Origin of the sequence: Butyrivibrio sp. VCD2006, assembly GCF_000423925.1 — a bacterium.
GTDB lineage: Bacteria > Bacillota > Clostridia > Lachnospirales > Lachnospiraceae > Butyrivibrio.
In genome coordinates, this window is record NZ_AUIX01000016.1 from 60,520 (window position 1) to 79,917 (window position 19,398).

Genomic DNA, 19,398 nt, shown 5'->3' on the forward strand with positions numbered 1-19,398 from the left:
CACAAGGAAGTTCTGCTCTCGCGCTAAGCGCTCGACAGAACACGTTCGGACTAAACTCGGAAAACCTCGTTAAGTCCTCACAGCTCAACCAAACATCTGAGCTGCAGCAAGTGCATTGTAAAGAAGAGATGCTACAATACCACCGCAGATAGGTGCTACAGCGGGAATCCAACCATAACTCCAGTTGCCGTCCTTCTTGCCAAAGCTAGGAGCAAGTGCAAGATAAGCAAGACGAGGAGCTGTATCTCTTGCTGCGTTCATAGCGTATCCTGTAAGTCCTCCGAAGGAAGCACCACAAGCAACGATTACGCCGTAAACGAGAACCCATACTGTGCGGTCTGAGCCCGCAGGGATAAGTGCAAGTGTGAATACAAGAACGAATGTAGCAACGAACTCTGAGCAGAAGTTCAATAACTGATTCGGAATTGAAGGTCCTGTGCAGAAGCATCCGCGAACAGTAGCATCATCAGCTGTAGCTCTGATGTGATCGCCATAGAGGAAGATCAGGATAGCTGCGCCGCAGAAACCGCCGAGCATCTGAGCAATGATCTGTCCTGCTACTGTGCTCCAGTCACCTGTTCTGATTGCAAGTCCGATTGTAACTGCAGGGTTAAATGCTGAAGGGCATCCTGTAAAATTGCTCATTGCAAATGCAGGAACCATAACTGCCATTCCCCATCCGATAAGGATGTGAACTGCTCCGCCACCCTTGAAGCCTGACTTCTCAAGTGATACGTTACAGCAAACACCATCACCAAGTAAAACAAGTAGTAAAGTACCAATAAATTCGCCAATATAAACTGACATATTCGGTTACCCCCATTTCTTTTAATTGCGGTCCGCCACTATGGCGGACCGATTAATATTCACTTTTTTCATACTGGGTTCTGTTGAATCATCCCAGCTTTCATAAGGAATTTCTGCTCTCACACTTCGTGTAATCCAGAACAAGGTTCGGCAGAAAAATCAAAGATTTTCAGCCTCACTCTTTAGCCCATCCTCTTGTAGCTGCAACAGCCTGTGACCAGCCCTTAAGAGCCTTTGTGCGTGCTGCATCTTCCATCTCGGGCTTGAATTCCCTATCAACTGCCCAGTTCTTGATAACGTCTTCTTTGCTTGTCCAATATCCAACTGCAAGACCTGCAAGATAAGCAGCACCCATAGCGGTTGTCTCTACACAGCAAGGACGAAGAACGTTGGTGTTGATAATGTCTGACTGGAACTGCATAAGGAAGTTGTTCATGGAAGCGCCACCGTCAACCTTAAGGGAGGTGAGGTGCTTGCCGGAATCAAGTTCCATGCAGTGAAGCACGTCATAACTCTGATATGCAAGTGATTCAAGAGTTGCACGAATTACATGATACTTGTTTACGCCACGGGTAAGTCCTGTGATAACTCCACGAGCGTAAGGATCCCAATAGGGAGCGCCGAGTCCTGTAAATGCGGGAACTACATAACATCCATTTGTATCTTTAACTCTTGTTGCGAAGTATTCTGAATCCGGTGAAGAATCAACGATCTTCAGCTCATCGCGGAGCCACTGGATAGCAGCACCTGCTACGAATACAGAACCCTCAAGTGCGTAGGTAACCTTTCCGTCAAGGCCCCATGCAATTGTTGTAAGAAGATCATTCTTAGAGAAGATCGGCTTGTCGCCTGTGTTCATAAGAATGAATGAACCTGTACCATAGGTATTCTTTGCTTCGCCTTCCTGGAAGCATGTCTGTCCGAACAGAGCTGCCTGCTGGTCACCTGCAGCACCTGCGATGCGGATAGGGCCACCAAAGAACTCAGGATCAGACTCGCCGTAGATGCAGCTTGAAGGCTTAACTTCAGGAAGCATGCTCTTCGGAACTTCAAGAATCTGGCAAAGCTCATCATCCCACTCAAGTGTGTTGATGTTATAAAGAAGAGTTCTGGAAGCGTTTGAGTAATCAGTTACATGAACCTTACCCTTTGTAAGCTTGTAGATAAGCCATGTATCTACAGTACCGAAGCAAAGCTCACCCTTCTCTGCTCTTGCTCGAGCGCCTTCAACATTCTCAAGGATCCAACGGATCTTTGTTCCTGAGAAGTAAGGGTCAAACTTAAGACCTGTCTTCTGCTGGAATTTTTCAACGATTCCGGGGATCTTGCCCTTCATCTGCTCTGCATAATCTGCAGTACGGCGGCACTGCCATACGATTGCATGATATACAGGCTGTCCTGTTGCTCTGTCCCAAACGATAACTGTCTCACGCTGGTTAGTAATACCGATTGCAGCGATATCTTCAGCCGTTGCCCCAACTTTCTGCATAGCCTGACGAGCTACTGAAAGCTGTGTCTGCCAGATTTCGTTAGCGTCATGCTCAACCCAGCCGGGCTGCGGGAAATACTGTGTGAACTCCTTCTGAGCTACAGAACACATCTCACCTTTTTCGTTAAAAAGGATACATCTGTTACTTGTTGTTCCTGCATCCAGAGCCATTACATATTTTGCCATTTTTCAATCCTCCTTTTTGGTTATATCTTTATAGCCTCTGCGGCTTTCGGCACTTACATAGTCCACACATCCTTATTGGTGGTGGAAACCGCCATCGCTCCACTTGATAGAGCATTCATAACGTCATCTCTGTCTGAAATCAGTCCGCCTGCTATAACAGGTACTCTGCTGATTCCGTTGACACGTTTGATAATCTTTGAAACCACAACTCCCGGAAGAATTTCTATTACATCCGGCTGACAGGATCCGTACTGGGCCTGTTTTTCAATATTCACAAGAGCCATACTGTCGATCACGAAATATCTAAGGACTGAATAAAGTCCAAGCTCTCTGGCATGCTGGATCAGATTGCTCTTTGTGGTTATGATGCCATCTGCCTTTGTATTTGTCTTGATAAAATCAAGACTCACATCCTTACTGTTGTTAAGACCTGTAATCAGATCCACATGAACCATAGCAATGCGTCCGGCATTCTTTATCTTTTGTACAATTTCACCAATGGTACATATATCTCCGTAAAGAATAAAAATTATTCCAACATCCGTTCCCAGTGCAGCCGCTAATCCTTTGTCATCCTTAACTGCAGCAATTACCGGATTTTCCTCTATCTTATCTATAAAATCTCTATGCATTAAGTAATCAGCCTTATCTAAAAAATCTAGTGTTTTTTTCTAAAAATGAGCGCAAAAAAAGAACATGTCTAACAAACAGGATTCGTTCCTGTACATTGTAAAAGCCACATTCTCTTATCTCACCGGCGTTCATTAACTTATGAATCTATGATAACGCCCTTTTATGGAATTTTCAACATATATTTTATAAATATTTTATTTTTTATGTGTATTTTTTACACTTTAGTGCTTTAAATAGAATTTTCTTTGTGCCTTTTGTCTACGTTTTGCATGACCATCAGTCATTAAATGCAGCTATATTCGTAAAAATGCCGACAACACCTCGTCAGATGCAGATTCTGACAAGTATTGCCGGCATTAAAATTCCATAAACTATGGTATTTCAGTTTAATGTTATTATTTGGAGTCAGCCATCATTGCGAGACTGCGGGCAATAGAGTCATAGGTATCACGCATATTGCCGGAATCTCTGTCCGCGATCATTGCGAGTGTCTGTGAAATATCATTGAGTGACATCATCATATTCTCCAATGCAGCTCTTGTAATTTGCGCATCATCACCTTTTTTCAAAAGCTGATCATATTCTCTGATTCTCTGTTGCTGTAATCCGGTTACTTCAGATACTCTGCTCATAATACTGATACCCCTTTCTTAATAGGAATCACCTATCGTAATAAGAAATCATGTTGATATGATAACTATAATCCAATTATTTTGAAAAATCTATTAAATATCGATAATATATTGATAACATTTTCTAACCTTTTAGGTATCTGCCATTCCAGGGTAGGCGCAGCCTATGCGGCGAGCTGTATATACAGCATCCATCATTCCACTATCTGTCCGCAGAAGAGAATCTCAGGTTTTTCAGTCTCAGTAATTATGTAGAATCTGAACGGCTCATCTGCAATAAATTCCCACGGTTCCTCAATATTACCGGGGAACGCAGCGCCAAGTACAGCAATCATGGTAGCTGCTGCCGCTTCAATTCCATTTTCGTCAACCTTTATCTTGGTTTGCTGGATAATGTCCGATATAAACAGCTCCCTGTCACTACTCATAACTGAAAAATCCGCCTCAGGGGTAAATGCTATTTCAGCACCTCTTCTTTTTATAAACTCAGACATTTCATTGTTTGAAAAGGAACTATCAGTCTCAAACTTAGGGAGCTTAATATGCACTCTTCCATCAACTGCATTGTTTACCTTTTCGCATACATCATCAATATTACCAATGGTAAATACAGCTCTGACGCTACCCATCATAGGCAAAATGACAAGCTTTCCGCCGTCCTCTTCATAGTAACTGCAGTTCTGGGTTTTCTCCATGAAATCCTTCTTAACCTTACTTCCATCAAAGGTAGTAAAGTCACCCTCTGTAGTTGCTTCCTCATCAAATTCTTTAAACCATGAGCATTTAAGATACATTGTATTTACAAGCACAAGATCAACCTGTGAGAGATCATCACTCATTTTAGGGATAAGTCCTTCCGTACCTTCGTCAACCCACTTGTTTACCGCACTTGTAATCTTGTCTCCGGCTACATCATTAGCCTCTGCATTATAGTTCTTTCCTATTATTGCCTTGTAGTTTTCGGAGATGCTGCCCGGCATATCAGTGTTATGCCACACAGAATTAAGAAGCTTATAGTTCATATCCCCAACCGGAGTCTCAGAAATGCCGGCAACCTTTTCATACCATGTATTCATTTCCTCTTCATCGCTAAAGCCCATGGCTGCAAGAAGAGATGATTTTGTGTCAGAGTCCGCACCGGCTACTGCAAGTGTAAGGACTGCTCGTAACGAAGCAGGTGACACCATATAGTTCTTATCCTTAAATCCTGAATTCTCAAGAAAGCTTATAAGTGCTTCATCAAAATCACCTGAAACTTCTTTCATATCGTTATTTTCTCCCTGGAAAGTATCTTCATCCTTTGTTTCTTCAGCGCTAAGATCCTCATTTTCCTTAATCTCAGCGCTTTCTGTTTTTTCCACCGTATTGGTCATATCTTCAGTACTGTTGTCCTCATCTAATTCTTCTACCAGATCGGTCATATCTTCAGTACTGGTTTCCTCATCTATTTTTTCTACTGAATCGTCCCTATCTTCAATTGTGGCTACAGCAGTGTCTCCGATAAGTGCTTTCCGATTACTACCAATTTCTTTTACAGCAGACAGGCACGCAAAGAAAAAGAGAACACATGCGACCACTACTATAAGACCTTTTAAAGCATTATTCATTTTTCCACCTCGTTATCCCTGTTTGCCATTAGCCATGCCATCACATGAACGCTCTGCTGAAACTCTCCGCGCCTAATTAACTCTTCAATCTGCTCGGGGCTTAGTCTGTAAACATTTAAAAATTCCGTATCATCAAGCTGCTGCCCTGATACCCTCTTACAATTTCTTGCGACATAAACATAAGCATAATTGTCGGCAAGAGTCGCATGGGACGGAATGGTTATGAGGTGCTTTAGTTCACCGGCTTCATATCCGGTCTCCTCTAAAAGCTCCCTCTTTGCCGCTTCTACTGCCTCCTCACTGTCGCTATTATTTGCAGTAGATCTATACTCTTTGCCGTCACTTCTCTCTATTCCACCTGCGGGAAATTCTGTTGTGACCTGTCTGATTCCATGTCTATACTGCCTTACGCAGATGAGATTTCCTTCCTCATCAAAAGGGACAACCACAACATAATCTCTTCTGCTGTAGTTGTAAAAGGGCTCAAATTCCGAACCATCTGGAAACCTGAATGCCATCTCCCTAAGGTCCATCCATTCATCCTGAATTATGTGCTTTGATCTTATCACTTCCCACTCAAGTTTCTTATCATCTTCCTTATCAAACGGGAAGGCAATATCCTTTGAAGCCATATATGTTTATCTCCTTAGTCCTTATCTTATATACCGTTTGTTTCCATTGTGTGAAAACATCAGAATCTTCTTTATTTCGTATTTCTAAATGATAGCAAGCTTCTAACAACTCGTCAAAATAGATGAAATCTATAATTGCTTCTGGTTATATGAGCATGGTAAGAAATACAGAAACCTGTAATTACTAATATTTATGCCTTAATCAGTGAAAAATGTGCATTTGAGTCATATTTTTCTCTGAAGATAAGAAGACAGGGTAGTAAAATGCAGCTACAGTAGGTCAAATGTGGTATATGCGGCCGCAGGATGGAGCAGAAAAGCTTCTGGGAATACTATGAAGCAAGCCAAAAACGCGGCCGCAGTTGCCTGAAGACTGTATGTGCGGCCGCGGTTATGGGCAGAAAACTTCTGGAAATACTATGAAGCAAGCCAAAAGCGCGGCCGCAGCTGTCTAAAAACTGTATATGCGGCCGCGGTTATGGGCAGAAAAGCTTCTGGAAATACTATGAAGCAAGCCAAAAGCGCGGCCGCAGTTGCCTGAAAACTGTATGTGCGGCTGCGGATATAAGCAGAAAAGCTTTTGGGAATACTATGAAGCAAGCCAAAAACGCGGCCGCAGTTGCCTGAAAACTGTATGTGCGGCCGCGGTTATGGGCAGAAAAGCTTTTGGGAATACTATGAAGCAAGCCAAAAACGCGGCCGCAGTTGCCTGAAAACTGTATGTGCGGCCGCAGAAAAAAGAAAAGAGCTTCAAGAAATACCCCTGCCATGAATCGCTTCACAGCAGGGGCTTGCCCAAGATGATTCCTCAATCCACCACAGCGATAAAGGTTCCCTCATCGCATGATGGCAGATAAACTGAATTGTACATTCTCTTGTGTTTATAGTTATCTCTGTCAGAGAGATTATAAAAATCATAGACTGTAGGATCCTGATCATCCCAGGTCACATCTACGTTGTAATAGTTATCACCGAGCTTAATAATGTTCCATGCATGCATCTCACCGGCATATCCGGCGCAGAAATATGTGGGAACTCCAAGTCTTTGCATAAGATACTGGAACGCCTTGGTATATCCGGCACAGACTGTGTTATCACCTACTATTGCACTGTATGCACTCTGATCAAGTGGATTGTGCTTGTAGGTTATCTTGTCTGCAAGAACATTGTGTATATACAGCTCTTTTTCATAATTATCGGATAGTCCGCTCGCTCCTGCTAAAATGGCATCTGCTGCCGCTTTGAACTTCGTGTTGGCGGCACGTATATCCGTGATCTTGTCATAGTAACGAAGACGAAGCTTAATAGCCACACCCTGATAATCGTATTCCTGATAGAAGGTGGTATCCAGCCAGAAGAGCTCGGGGTGATCAAATACAACGCTCATTATTATCATCTGCATCGTATCCATTGACACCTGCTGAATAGGTCTGAAGGCAGGATTTAGCGCAATAGTGTTTGCGTATATCTGCCTGTAGAGTTCTTTTCCCTCTTCGCTCAGCATGTTGTAATAAGGATAAAACTCAGAATCAAAAGTAAGGCCGTCGCCAAGTTCACCATAATCCACGCTGTTGATAGCCTGTCTTGCAAGTCCCGGATCTTCCAGTTCAATTATCTCCGGATCAAAAGCTTCGTAGCCGTTCTTTCCTACAGGTACCCCGGGGGCATATTCAGATATTTCTTCATCCTCCTTACTCACTGTACCCGAGCTGTCGCCTGTAGACTTGGCCATATTTTCATCCGACTCCACGACAACCTGGATTCCTTTTCCAGTAAGAACATCCACAACTGCATCCGCAGCATCTGCCACATCCTCAACTGTAATGTCATTATCAGCAGGATTACTTACTTCGGTCGCTTCAAGCTCTGCTATGGCATCAGAAATACCGGTGACAGCATTTGTTATCATGTCACCGAGACTTGACCCATCTTCCTCTTCCGGAGTTTCTTCTTTTTCGGTTCTTCCGTAGATATAGTCCCAATCCGGAACCTCGACGTAGTACTTGTTTGAAGTATCTACCTTGACCTCTTCCTCATCTGCAGGTTGAAGAAGCGCACCAACCCAAACCCCGATGTCGGGATTAATTGCGCACGCTATAATGAACGCCATACAGGCGAATATGATGCCCAGTACTCCATAGGCAATGTTTTCTAATATTTTTCTCATAGTCACGTCCCTGTGCAATTACTGTTAATCCGTTAACATAAAAAGGGAGCAATAAGCCCCCTTTCATTTTCATTATATGTAATCCTATTTAGTTTTAACATTAAATTATTATAAAAAATATGCAAATAATTAGTGCGCTTTTCTATAAAGATAATACGTAAATTCGTTACCATCCCAGCCATATATTTCTTTGTCGATAAGATCGTAATGATCATTTATCGAATCAGGAAGGTGATCTCTGACAAGCACATAATCTATAAGTCCCTCTCTCACGTATCGCTCCTGTTCAAGATAAGGGCTATTCTCCGGCTCATCAATATTTAGCGTCTGTGTCTGAAACCATCTGCAGCTTGGCACAATATCGCACAAGGTATAAAGTCCTGCGTCAAGGCATCCCACATTAAGAAGCGTGGAATTCTCAGTTTCGAGCACCTCATCACGAAATCTGTACATGAAATAACTATCTCTTGTTACCTTCATAAACGGTATGTTCATGGAATTAAGGAAAATAAATACCGTGGAAAGCGCAAGACAAACAGCAGCTGCAATGCCCTCAAAAACACTATTATTTCCGGCTTTGTCTCTTATCTCTTGACCATTCTCTTCAGAAAAAGCAAGCGTTGTTATCACATATCCAAGGTATGAAAAACCAAGCACAGCGAAAACAGAAAGAGGCAGTGAATAATATGGAAGTTCTCTTCCTCCTCCGAAAAATCCAAGGAACATAAACGCAAACAATACAGGGACGTTTAGTCTTGCAAGCAGTTTTTTCTTTAGTCCCAAAACACTTCCAAACATTCCGACTATAACAGGTGCAAAGTACTGCCAGTCATCTCTTATAAGCCAGTAGAGTATCTTGGCCAGGTCCTTAAGCTTTCCTAAAAGTCCGGGATTTTCACTCTCGACCTTCGTGTACACGAACACATTCACATACACATATCCCCAGTACCACTCATAAAGTCCGCCCTGAATTCCAAAGTAGATGATCCACGGAACAAACGGAAGAAACATACCAAAAAGAAAAACAAAGCATGCCTTTATACCCAAAGCAACTTCTTTATGTGCAAGATATGAAAAGAACACCATCATCATCCACGCAAAGAAAAAGCCAAGTCCTGTAAATTTGATGTTCGCGATAAACCCGGCCATTATGCCGCCAAGTAAAACTGTCTTAAAGGGCATGACACCATTTGGATAGCCATTCTTAAAATAATCCAAAGTAAGATAAAGCCCTATCACATAAAACGGAAGGCAGATTTCCTCAGCTGCTCCTCCCCACCAAAAGCTCCTGGAGCATACGATAGCAGCAAAGGTGAAGGTAGCTAAAATCCCCGCAAGCATTTTCCTCATATGCGTATTACTCCCGGTAAACATAGTGATTATCCGGTAGAAAAATGCTATATCTACAAAACCCAAAACTGCCTCCAGGATGAACACTCCTGTAAAGGTGGTATGTGAGACAAGATAGGAAAGCCCATATAAAAAATACAGATACATGCCCTTTTGGTCGAACACGTCTCTGTAGAGCATTTTCCCGTTGAAAAGTGCCTTACCCATAGAAAAATAGCTGTTCGCATCATCCCAGTTGTTTAACGGGTAAAGAAATGAAGACCTTGTAGCAAGCACAAGGCAGCAAAGCACGGAAATTCCAAGGTATATATAAATAAGTGTATCTCTTTTCTTAGTCGTCATCTTTATTAGCTCCTGTCACGACAATTTTAGCATAATTTAAATAATCTTTTCATTTTATATTTATAAATAGAAGGCTTATGTGAAGTATAATTTAAACGTAATATCAACCAACAAAGCACGAGACAGAGTATGGAAAAATTAAAGCGTCTACATAAGACAATTCTTGTTGCACTAATGATTTCATACCTTTTCTTTGTTCTGAGCACCATTTCCGGTGTCTCAGTTTTAATGCGCACTTTTTCTCCTCTTACGGCGTCTCTTGCAGCTTCTGTAATTTATATAAGCGCATCCATTTGCGAGCCATATAAAAAGCACATGACACTGCTCGGTCTCGGAGTCCTCTCCTGGACCATCGGTGATGTTATTTACAACTCATCGGTTTTGCTTGGCGAAGTTGATATTCTTGATAATATCAGTTCTGTTCTGTTTTTGTTGCCTAACTATTTCTTTGGTCTTGCGCTTGTACTTTATCTGTTCAGAAAGCTCAACAAAGACTCACTTAACAGAATAGCCTTCAGTTCCTTTGCCATTACAATAATCGGTTTTGTACTTCTGAGAAAATTCCTCGATGTTCTTCTAAATGGTCATCAGCCTGATCCTATACAGTACGCACGTGCTCTTTTATATATATTCATTAATTTCTTTATTATGATGATCCTATTCTTCTTTATCACTATGGTAAAGGGGCTCACATTAAGAAAGGGCACATGCTTTATTCCTCTTGGAATTTTCTTCTACATTCTTATTGACTTTGACTATACCTATAAAGAAGCCCTGGGCCGTGATCCGGAGAATGTGTACATGAATCTGTTGTACATGCTCTTTATCATTATGATCGCCCATGGAACCTTTTCACAATCAGAGTATGGTCACACATTTGATGTCACTAACTATGAACGAACCAAAAGTAATTCTAAGTTCCTGAAAATTCTCGTGGCTGTACTTGTAGCTATAGACATTTTCTTTTACTTTATCCATTTCCTCTCGGAGAATGAATTTTTCTTCATTCTCATCGCGATCATGGGATATTGGATCATGTCAGCCACCCACGATAACACGCTGATGGATCAAGCCCTCTTAAAACAGCAGAAAGAACAAAACCAGCTTCTTGAAAAGCAGGTTGAGGAAAAGACCAAGGATCTGCAGTTTGCATATGAGAATTTACAAAAGCTTTCATCCACGGATATTCTCACTGGCATTTATAACAGAAGATACAATGCCATGTACCTTCGCAACCTGACAAATGAATATTCACATAGCGGTCAGAGCTATGCTGTATTTGCTATAGACCTAAATCACTTCAAGCCTATCAATGATGCCTACGGTCATGATATGGGTGACCGTGTTCTTGCGGAATTTGGACAGCGAATGCTTAGGCTTCCTAAAAATCTCATCCCATTCAGAACCGGCGGTGATGAATTCATGATCGTCATGGAGGACGTTATAAACAGGAAGGATGTACTTGAAGCTGCAGAAAAGCTTCAAAAGCTGTTTGATACACCCGTTGTTCTAGACACCTATAGCTTTAATCTGTCAGGCAGTATCGGCATTTCCTTATACCCTGAGGACTCCTCGGATTCCAGCCTCATCGTCTCTTATGCCGATGCAGCAATGTACTCTGTAAAAAAGAGCTCAATCAGAGACGACTACAAGTTCTTTGACAAAGCTCTTGTAGAATCCGTTGAGCACCACAAGATACTTGAAAACATACTTAAAAAAGCAGATCCTGACCTTGATTTCACCCTGAATTATCAGCCTATCGTAGAAATCGAAACCGGAAAGCTGATAGGTGCTGAGGTCTTCCCAAGGCTCAAGCGTAAAATCGACTTTGAATACTCCACCGGTGAACTGATTCCTATCGCTGAAGAATGTGGTCTTATGGGTGAGCTTGGAAAATGGATTTCGACGGAATCAGTTAATCAGATAAAGAAATGGAACGACGAAAGCGGCAGAGAGCTTAACTTATCAATAAATATGTCTGCTCTGCAGCTACTTGATTCAGCTTTCATAGGTCACTTAAAGAAAATTACCCAGGATAAAGATTTTCCGTCAAGCAAACTGGGACTTGATATCAGCACCAATGTAATGCTAAGTGCTGAGGAAACCTCAAAGGAGGCCCTGCTGGATCTTGGTAGTTATGGCTTCCCGCTTTGTCTTAACGACTTTGGTGGCGGCGAACTGCGACTATCCAATTTCCTTGATTGCACCTTCACTATGATAAAGCTCTCTCCTTCACTGGTGGACCGTGCCGGAAGGGATAAGAAGGCACTTCAGCTGATAAGTTCCATTCACGCCCTGGCCGACTCACTGCAGATAAAAACCTGCGCTGTTGGTATCGAAAATGAAGACCAGGCCATAAAACTAAAGGAAATCGGAATAACCATAGCACAGGGCTACTTCTACGGAAAGCCCTGCTCAGCTTCAGAATTCAAAGAGAATTTTCTTAAAAACTAAAGGGACCTTGCCGGAAAAATTATTATCATCGCGGCGGTCCCTTTAATCTATTAATCCTCAACTATCTGCATAAATTTAATAAAAATTACGCAATATTTCTTAAAAAAAGAATTAACAGTTCAATCTTCCCCATAATTCATGACCATTGTACGTCTTTTCTTCTTATCATTTTTATTGAATCTATACTTTACAAATTCACCTATGTATTATTCATTTATAACCTTTTTCACACGATACTCTTTTTGTTGAAAGGAGGTACAGACCAATGAACTACAATACGATAAAGGATGTTTTATTCAAAAGCGGCACGCAGGGAGAAGCCCTGATTTATGCCATGCACTGCACCAACACCTATAAGTTTATTAAGGATGAGCTGGCCTACTATGAACGCTCAAGGAATCTTCTAAGAGACGAGCTTTTAAATGTCTACAGATTTTTAGAAAACCTGGATATGTTTGAAGCATATCTGGACAACAAAGATATATAACCTTATATCTTAATGGGGCACCTGAACGAACAATTCAGGTGCCCCATTGTTTTAGGAAAAGCCTCGATAATGCATTTTCATTATCAGCAAAAAATAATAAATACAAATCAAAAATATAAGTATTGTACTCTATTAAATTTTGCTAATATTAATTGATTGCATTTTATTGATTCTATAGTATCTATATTTGCAAAATGTATACCATCGTAAATTGAGATAATCCACGCAATCTTTAGTATTTAATTTATTGAAACATTGAACGAAAGTGCACAAAACCTCTGCAACAATTCATTTTTCAAAGGGAGACCTTCATGGATATCACTACAGAAATCGGAAATCGCATTCGTTTTCACAGAAAAGAGAGAAAAATCAGTCAGGAAGAGCTTGCCCTTCAAAGTGAGCTCCACCCTTCATATATCGGACAGCTTGAACGTGGTGTCAAGACGCCTTCTATTGATACGATTTACAAGATCACCAAGAGTCTCGATATCACCATGTCAGATTTTCTCAAAAACATTGAAACAGTAGATAATGCAGAGGATTCCTATGCGATGAAAACATATCTTCTCATCGAGCAGGAACCCATGCATGATCAAAAGAATATCTACGAGATTATTAAAAATATCCTGAAGCTTAAAGGCAAATGATCACTCCTCCTTATTCTGATATTCGTCTATAAGCTTATTCAATTCATGATAAGGATTGTCTATAAGTCTGACCTCATCATTAAACTCTAACAACTTATCTTCTTCGTAATTCCACTGTGGCCATTTTGGAAGCTCTACATCAGAATCTTCGCTTCCCTTATTGGGATCTCCGGTCTTGGCAAAATTGGTCCAATATGTCAGCATGATCTCTGAGAGCGCATAATCGCTGTCATCATACATTCCCGGATGATATGAAAGATTTCCGTACGCATAGGGCATTTCGCCCGCATGGTTATTACTAAGGTACGGATTGGTCTTTGTGAAAAAGTATTGATACACAGGCTTTCCCTGCTCTTCCATGTATTTACTCCACACATTGTGGCTATAGGAAAACCATGCATCGCTATAAACAAAGTTAAGGCTGCCCTTCGCATCCCCCTTAGGATCGATTATGAAATAGCTATCTCTTTCCACGGCTCCGGGAGGAATAAGCTCTGCTGCCTTTTTCGCGTTATCTCCAAGGACCTCCTGAAGAATCTCCTCATAGTTATCGGAAGTAGCCTTTGTGCTAAGTAAAAATGCATCAGCCTCCTTGAGGTTTGATCCGTTAAGTAGTGCCTGCTCGTGGTTTTCTCCCTTTTCATATGTAAGATATGGCTGTTCAATTATTGCATATCCATCCACACACATGCTGCTGTTTTGAGTTGCGGTCTTTACAAGCTTGTCCGCACTTATCTTCCTAAGCTCGCTTACATTTTTAACATTGAATTCCTTTAGTATCTCTTCACCGGTAGCAAGTGCCTCATCCATATCCCTGAAGGTGTGATATGGCTTTTTCATTCCTATTCCGCTGCTCTCCGCAATAGCTCTGACAAAAAGTCCCTTGGTAAGAGGCGATACACAGAGTGCATTAACAGACGATGATCCCGCAGACTCACCGGCTATTGTGATATTATCAGGATTCCCTCCGAAGGCTCCGATGTTTTCATGAACCCATTTTAGTGCCATTATCTGGTCAAGAAGTCCATAGTTACCTGTCGTTCCGTTTGTGCATTCGTCAGCAAGCTCTTTATTTGCCATATATCCGAAAATTCCAAGACGATATGCGAAGTTAACAAAGATAACTCCTTTTTTCGCAAAGCTCTCGCCTCGATATTCAGTGTAGTATGACTGCCCTGTAGTAAGTGAACCTCCATGAATAAAGAACACAACCGGAAGCGGCTCTCCATCGTAATCAGCCGGTCTGTATACATTCAGATACAAGCTGTCTTCACTCATCTCCTCTTTATATTGATCAGTAAGTGAAAAGCGATAATCATGGGTACCAAGAATCTGAGAAAGAGATGAGTACAATACAGATGATGACGGTTGCATCGACATCGGTCCGTATGTATCGCAGGCCCTTGTACCTGCCCAGCTATCGGGCTCTAGCGGTTCTTCCCATCTAAGATCGCCGACAGGTGCCTTGGCATAGGGGATTCCTGCAAAAATCTCAACCTCTTTACCCTCATCATATACACCGGTAATATCACCCTGTGCCACATGTATTTTCTTTGTGACTATAGGATTTTTATATGTCACTGCCGGAACCCTCTTAACAGGCGGTGCTGTGAACTCATAATTAATTGCAAACAAAGCAAGCAGAATCAGTAAAAAGCCTGCTGCCATTTTAATATTCCACAGATCCTTTTTCTTTAAATAATGTCTTACAAACAGCAAAACTATCGCTAATGCAATTCCTATTCCCCACCCTAAAAAAGTGTTCTTTGAGAGTTCGAGAATAAATATATAAACAGCTGTCAGTAATACAATCAAAACACCGTACAACATTTTCTTAACCTTTCTTCGTAAAAATCATTACTTGTATTTTATTTAATTAAATTGTGTTTAATGTATTTTTATAATGTAATCATTTTTCATAGTTTTGTCAATTACGATATAATATGAATAGTGTCGTAAATGTTACTACAATGCAGTACGTTTACAGGCTATCTATATTATTATAAAACGAATGGTGAATTATTATGAATAGAAACGTTGATATAGACCAAATTTCTGATGGAAAAAGATATGACGCAAACGACATGGCAAAGCTGGGAGTCGATGACTGTAGCGGCTGCCACGCCTGCTGCACCGGTATGGGTGACTCCATCACCTTAGATCCCTACGATGTTTACAGATTAGAAAAAGGACTTGGGAAAACCTTCGAGGAGCTTCTTACTGAAAATCTCGAGCTGAGAGTTGCAGATGGTGTTATCCTGCCCTGTCTTAAAATGGGAGCCGGTGACGCCTGCACTTTTCTTAATGATGAAGGTAGATGCAGCATTCATCCTCACAGACCTGGCATCTGCAGACTTTTCCCTCTCGGAAGAATCTATGAAAATGATACTCACAAATATTTTCTTCAGATACATGAATGCCACAAGGAGCGCCAGACAAAGATCAAGATAAAGAAGTGGATTGACACTCCTGACTTTGCAAGATACGAATCCTATATAGATAAATGGCATTATTCACTAAAGAACATTACTGACTGTGCCAAGGAAATGCCACAGGAACAGTTAAAGCAGGTTAATATGATGCTGCTTCAGAGATTTTATATAGCTGATTACGATACCACTCAGGATTTCTACACACAATTTGAGGAAAGGATGGCTGTATGGACCGCATAATTTTTCATGTGGATGTCAACTCTGCCTTCCTGTCCTGGACAGCGGTTAAAAGACTTAAAGAAGATCCGAACGCTGTTGATCTTCGAACGATTCCCTCCGTTGTCGGCGGTGATGTAAAAACAAGACACGGCATAGTGACAGCCAAATCGATTCCCGCAAAAAAATATGGCATTCAGACAGCTGAGCCCATAAACAGTGCGCTTCAAAAGTGTCCAAAGCTTGTGGTGGTACCATCAGATTTTCAGACATACAGAGAATATTCGAATGCTTTTATAGCTATACTGCGCTCCTATTCTGAGCTTTTGGAGCAGGTATCTATTGATGAAGCCTACCTTGATGTCACAACTTTGAAGTACGTATATCCCGCCGAGGACTTCCCTCTTAACGTCGCAAAAATGATTCGCGATGAGATCAGGGAAAACCTTGGATTTACTGTTAACGTCGGAGTTTCAAGCAATAAACTCCTTGCAAAAATGGCCAGCGATTTTACAAAGCCCGACAAGACTCATACTCTTTTCCCCTCAGAGGTCCAAGAAAAAATGTGGCCTCTTGATATTGGGGATCTCTATGGTTGCGGCAAGAAAACCGCGGCAAGACTCCGTTCCATAGGTATCAGAACCATTGGTGATGCCGCTAACTATTCCGAAGAGCTTCTCATATCGCAGCTTGGAGAAAAATCCGGAGAGTACATACACAGGAGTGCGCGGGGAATCGGGTCCGATGTTGTTCATCCTGAGCGCGATGATCCCAAGAGCTATTCTAATGAGACAACCACAAAGAACGATATAACCTCCGCCAATTTTGATACAGATATGCCGCCCATAGTCAGGAGACTTTCCGACAAAGTCTCAGGTCGCCTTAAAAAGGACAATGTCTTTGGCGGAACTATAAGTGTTCAGGTAAAAACCGAAGAATTCAAACGTTTTTCAAGACAGCTAAAGCTCCCGGTATCAACAAACGATGCCGATGTGATCTATGATAATGCCATGAAGCTATTGGGCGAGCTCCTCACCGGAGATGATGGGCTCTTTGAAGACAATATCGGAATAAGACTTGTTGGAGTCGGCGTAGACCATCTCGATAACGGCGAGTTCAGACAGGGCAATCTCTTTGACTGGATGACCACTGGAAAGGAAGAACTTCGCGCCGAAAAAGAAAAGCAGGAAAAGGAAGATAAACTCTCGCAAATGGAAAAATCCATCCGCGACAAATTCGGGGATGGACTTATCCATAAAGGATTATAAAATCAGCTATACAAACAGCTTAACCTTAACATAGCACCTGCCTTTTCTTGTGGTACCGCTCTGGCCTAGATATATGAACTTGCCATGGCCTCTTACGGATACTCTGGCTCCGGGCTTTAGGTCATAGCCACCGCTATAAGCTGTGCGCCCATCTATGAAAACTGATTCGCTCTCTATGAGCTTCTGAGCCTCTGAGCGTGACAGATGATACACGAAAGCGATGATGGCATCTGTTCTCTCCGATGCCACGCTGCCATCAATCTCCTTAAAAGCAGGACTGATGTCACATTCAGATGGATTGACGAATGTGCACTTAACTGATGTGTGTCTGATTCGGATAAGCTCCTTACAGATAAGCTCTCCTATCTCAGGAGTAGCAAAGATATATGCTTCCTTTTCTCCTGTCAGAATATCTCCTATCTGATCTCTCTCAATTCCGAGATTCATTAGTGCACCGAGGTAATCTCTGTGATTAAGGTCATCAGAGAACTTGTTATTAACAGGGGTAACATGAATACATTTTAAAACTGAAGGCTCTGCATTTTCAGCAGCAAGAAAGCTCTCTTCATCAAGGTAATCAGGAAGGAAGCAGACCATTGCTCTCTCTGCATCCTCGAAACCGCCGTAAATAACATACCTTGATCCGCAGTATTCGTGCACATTTGAGGGTATTCCTTCGGAGGCAAATATCTGAAAAACACACGAGAGCTCTGAAATCGACAGAAAATCCGTGTGTGTTAAAAAGCTATTCTGATATGCTTTGCCCGCAAGGTCCCTAAGACGGCCTGCCAGGTAATCTCTTGATTTTTCTTCCATATATTCTTTTCAAACCTTCTATATCTTATATATCTTATATCTTCTAAATCTTACATGCCATTATAGTCAGAAAACAACAAATCTCATCTTACTACCTGATACTGTTGTATATTATCAGCGTCGTTTCCACAATTATGGTTATGTTCTTTAATATTATTGCTCCCAGTAGAAAAATCTGCCACAAGTTCGACTACAATCTTCACTTTTGTTGCTTATTCTTCTTTATGGCTGCTACTCTGGACCTAGTGGGGAACTGTGCAAGCAAAATTGCGGCAAACACAAGACCACATCCAAGAAGCTTCCTTCCGGACATCATCTGCTTTAGGATAAGCCAGCCGAAAATCGTGGAGAATACCGACTCCATACTCATTATAAGAGATGCTACCGCAGGGTTTAAGTTTCTCTGCCCCACAACCTGCAGGGTGTAACCTACGGCGCTTGAAAAAATTCCTGTATAAAGAATAGGTATCCATGCCTTGAATGAAGACAGTGCAGCGAACCAGCCGACAGGATCCGGTATCAGTTCAAAAAAGATTCCACAAATAAGAGAAATGATTCCGGTAGTAAAAAACTGAGCGCATGACAATACAACAGGGTTCATCTTAGGCGCATAATGGTCCACTCCAAGTATCTGGATTGAGAACAGAAAAGCGCATCCAAGAAGCATGATATCAGCAAATGACAGGACTTTGATTCCTGATGATACGAGTTCACCAAAGCTGTCAAAACACAGAAAGTAAAGTCCTGTAATCGCAATGGCAACTGCCAGTGCTACAAGCTTCGAGCACTTTTTCCCAAGGAATAGTCCCAGTACAGGAACAAGAATAATATAAAATGCCGTGATAAAACCGGCTTCACCTGCGCTTGCTCCTGCTGCTATTCCGGCCTGCTGACAGGTTGATGCAAAGAAAAGGGCAAGTCCGCATAGTATTCCGCCCTTAATCTGGCCCATCTTAAATCCAGAATTCTTTGTAGCTCCGATCACGTTCTCTGAGCTCATGGAGTCTTCGTCAGAGAGCCTGCTCTTCCTTGGTAAAAGGGGCAGCATACACAATCCACCTATAAGAAAGCGAATCCCATTAAACGAGAAGGTTCCGACACTCTCGCCTGCTACAGACTGCGCAACAAAAGCCGCTCCCCAAACCACTGAAGCCAGAAGGAGAAGGAAAGCGCTTATTATTTTCGATTTGAAGTTATTATTAGTTTTATTAAGTGACTGCAATTTATCCTCCT

At 41.8% G+C, this 19,398-nt stretch carries 16 protein-coding genes; 5 read left to right on the forward strand and 11 right to left on the reverse strand.

Features of this window, described 5'->3' with window-relative positions; genetic code table 11:
- Window positions 1-84 precede the first annotated feature (84 nt).
- The 8 genes from G586_RS0107820 to G586_RS0107860 form a co-directional block, all read right to left on the reverse strand.
- The gene (locus G586_RS0107820; RefSeq protein ID WP_026527311.1) at window positions 85-807 is read right to left on the reverse strand and encodes an MIP/aquaporin family protein; all 723 of its coding nucleotides are present in this window, start codon (window positions 805-807) and stop codon (window positions 85-87) included.
- A gap of 175 nt (window positions 808-982) precedes the next feature.
- Window positions 983-2,482, reverse strand: a complete 1,500-nt coding sequence (gene glpK / locus G586_RS0107825) for a glycerol kinase GlpK (RefSeq protein WP_026527312.1) — start codon at window positions 2,480-2,482, stop codon at window positions 983-985.
- Window positions 2,483-2,535: 53 nt separating this feature from the next.
- Entirely contained in the window at window positions 2,536-3,114 is a 579-nt protein-coding gene (locus G586_RS0107830) for a glycerol-3-phosphate responsive antiterminator (RefSeq protein ID WP_026527313.1), read from the reverse strand.
- 396 nt (window positions 3,115-3,510) lie between these two features.
- The gene (locus G586_RS0107835; RefSeq protein ID WP_026527314.1) at window positions 3,511-3,747 is read right to left on the reverse strand and encodes a hypothetical protein; all 237 of its coding nucleotides are present in this window, start codon (window positions 3,745-3,747) and stop codon (window positions 3,511-3,513) included.
- A 194-nt stretch (window positions 3,748-3,941) separates the two neighbouring features.
- Window positions 3,942-5,354, reverse strand: coding sequence for a serpin family protein (locus G586_RS0107840; RefSeq protein ID WP_026527315.1), 1,413 nt, complete (start codon window positions 5,352-5,354; stop codon window positions 3,942-3,944).
- Window positions 5,351-5,986, reverse strand: coding sequence for an NUDIX hydrolase (locus tag G586_RS0107845; RefSeq protein ID WP_051204643.1), 636 nt, complete (start codon window positions 5,984-5,986; stop codon window positions 5,351-5,353). The genes G586_RS0107840 and G586_RS0107845 overlap by 4 nt, the downstream gene beginning before the upstream one ends.
- Before the next feature lie 808 nt (window positions 5,987-6,794).
- A complete protein-coding gene (locus G586_RS0107855) occupies window positions 6,795-8,153 on the reverse strand; it encodes a transglutaminase domain-containing protein (protein WP_026527317.1) in 1,359 nt (452 codons plus the stop codon).
- Window positions 8,154-8,282: 129 nt separating this feature from the next.
- Complete coding sequence (locus tag G586_RS0107860) at window positions 8,283-9,845, reverse strand: hypothetical protein (RefSeq protein ID WP_026527318.1); 1,563 nt, start codon at window positions 9,843-9,845, stop codon at window positions 8,283-8,285.
- A 129-nt stretch (window positions 9,846-9,974) separates the two neighbouring features.
- Here G586_RS0107860 and G586_RS0107865 point away from each other — a divergent pair, with 129 nt between their 5' ends.
- From G586_RS0107865 to G586_RS22180, 3 genes are all read left to right on the forward strand, one after another.
- Entirely contained in the window at window positions 9,975-12,299 is a 2,325-nt protein-coding gene (locus G586_RS0107865; protein WP_026527319.1) for a putative bifunctional diguanylate cyclase/phosphodiesterase, read from the forward strand.
- Between the two features lie 265 nt (window positions 12,300-12,564).
- Complete coding sequence (locus tag G586_RS0107870) at window positions 12,565-12,786, forward strand: hypothetical protein (protein WP_026527320.1); 222 nt, start codon at window positions 12,565-12,567, stop codon at window positions 12,784-12,786.
- 311 nt (window positions 12,787-13,097) lie between these two features.
- Entirely contained in the window at window positions 13,098-13,433 is a 336-nt protein-coding gene (locus tag G586_RS22180) for a helix-turn-helix domain-containing protein (protein WP_051204644.1), read from the forward strand.
- Here G586_RS22180 and G586_RS0107880 read toward each other — a convergent pair whose 3' ends face one another.
- Window positions 13,434-15,248 (reverse strand): carboxylesterase/lipase family protein, encoded by a 1,815-nt coding sequence (locus G586_RS0107880; protein ID WP_242831985.1) that lies wholly within the window; start codon window positions 15,246-15,248, stop codon window positions 13,434-13,436. It abuts the gene before it with no gap.
- Window positions 15,249-15,457: 209 nt separating this feature from the next.
- Between G586_RS0107880 and G586_RS0107885 the strand changes: the two genes are divergently transcribed.
- Together G586_RS0107885 and G586_RS0107890 are read left to right on the forward strand one after the other, a co-directional pair.
- The gene (locus G586_RS0107885; RefSeq protein ID WP_026527322.1) at window positions 15,458-16,105 is read left to right on the forward strand and encodes a YkgJ family cysteine cluster protein; all 648 of its coding nucleotides are present in this window, start codon (window positions 15,458-15,460) and stop codon (window positions 16,103-16,105) included.
- Complete coding sequence (locus G586_RS0107890; RefSeq protein ID WP_026527323.1) at window positions 16,093-17,349, forward strand: DNA polymerase Y family protein; 1,257 nt, start codon at window positions 16,093-16,095, stop codon at window positions 17,347-17,349. Before G586_RS0107885 ends, G586_RS0107890 begins: the two co-directional genes overlap by 13 nt.
- Before the next feature lie 6 nt (window positions 17,350-17,355).
- Here G586_RS0107890 and G586_RS0107895 read toward each other — a convergent pair whose 3' ends face one another.
- Both G586_RS0107895 and G586_RS0107900 read right to left on the reverse strand, forming a co-directional pair.
- Window positions 17,356-18,165 carry a YlmH/Sll1252 family protein gene (locus G586_RS0107895; protein ID WP_026527324.1) on the reverse strand — a complete coding sequence of 270 codons (810 nt, stop codon included), beginning with the start codon at window positions 18,163-18,165 and terminating at the stop codon, window positions 17,356-17,358.
- A 199-nt stretch (window positions 18,166-18,364) separates the two neighbouring features.
- The gene (locus tag G586_RS0107900) at window positions 18,365-19,387 is read right to left on the reverse strand and encodes a DMT family transporter (protein ID WP_242831986.1); all 1,023 of its coding nucleotides are present in this window, start codon (window positions 19,385-19,387) and stop codon (window positions 18,365-18,367) included.
- Window positions 19,388-19,398 lie beyond the last annotated feature (11 nt).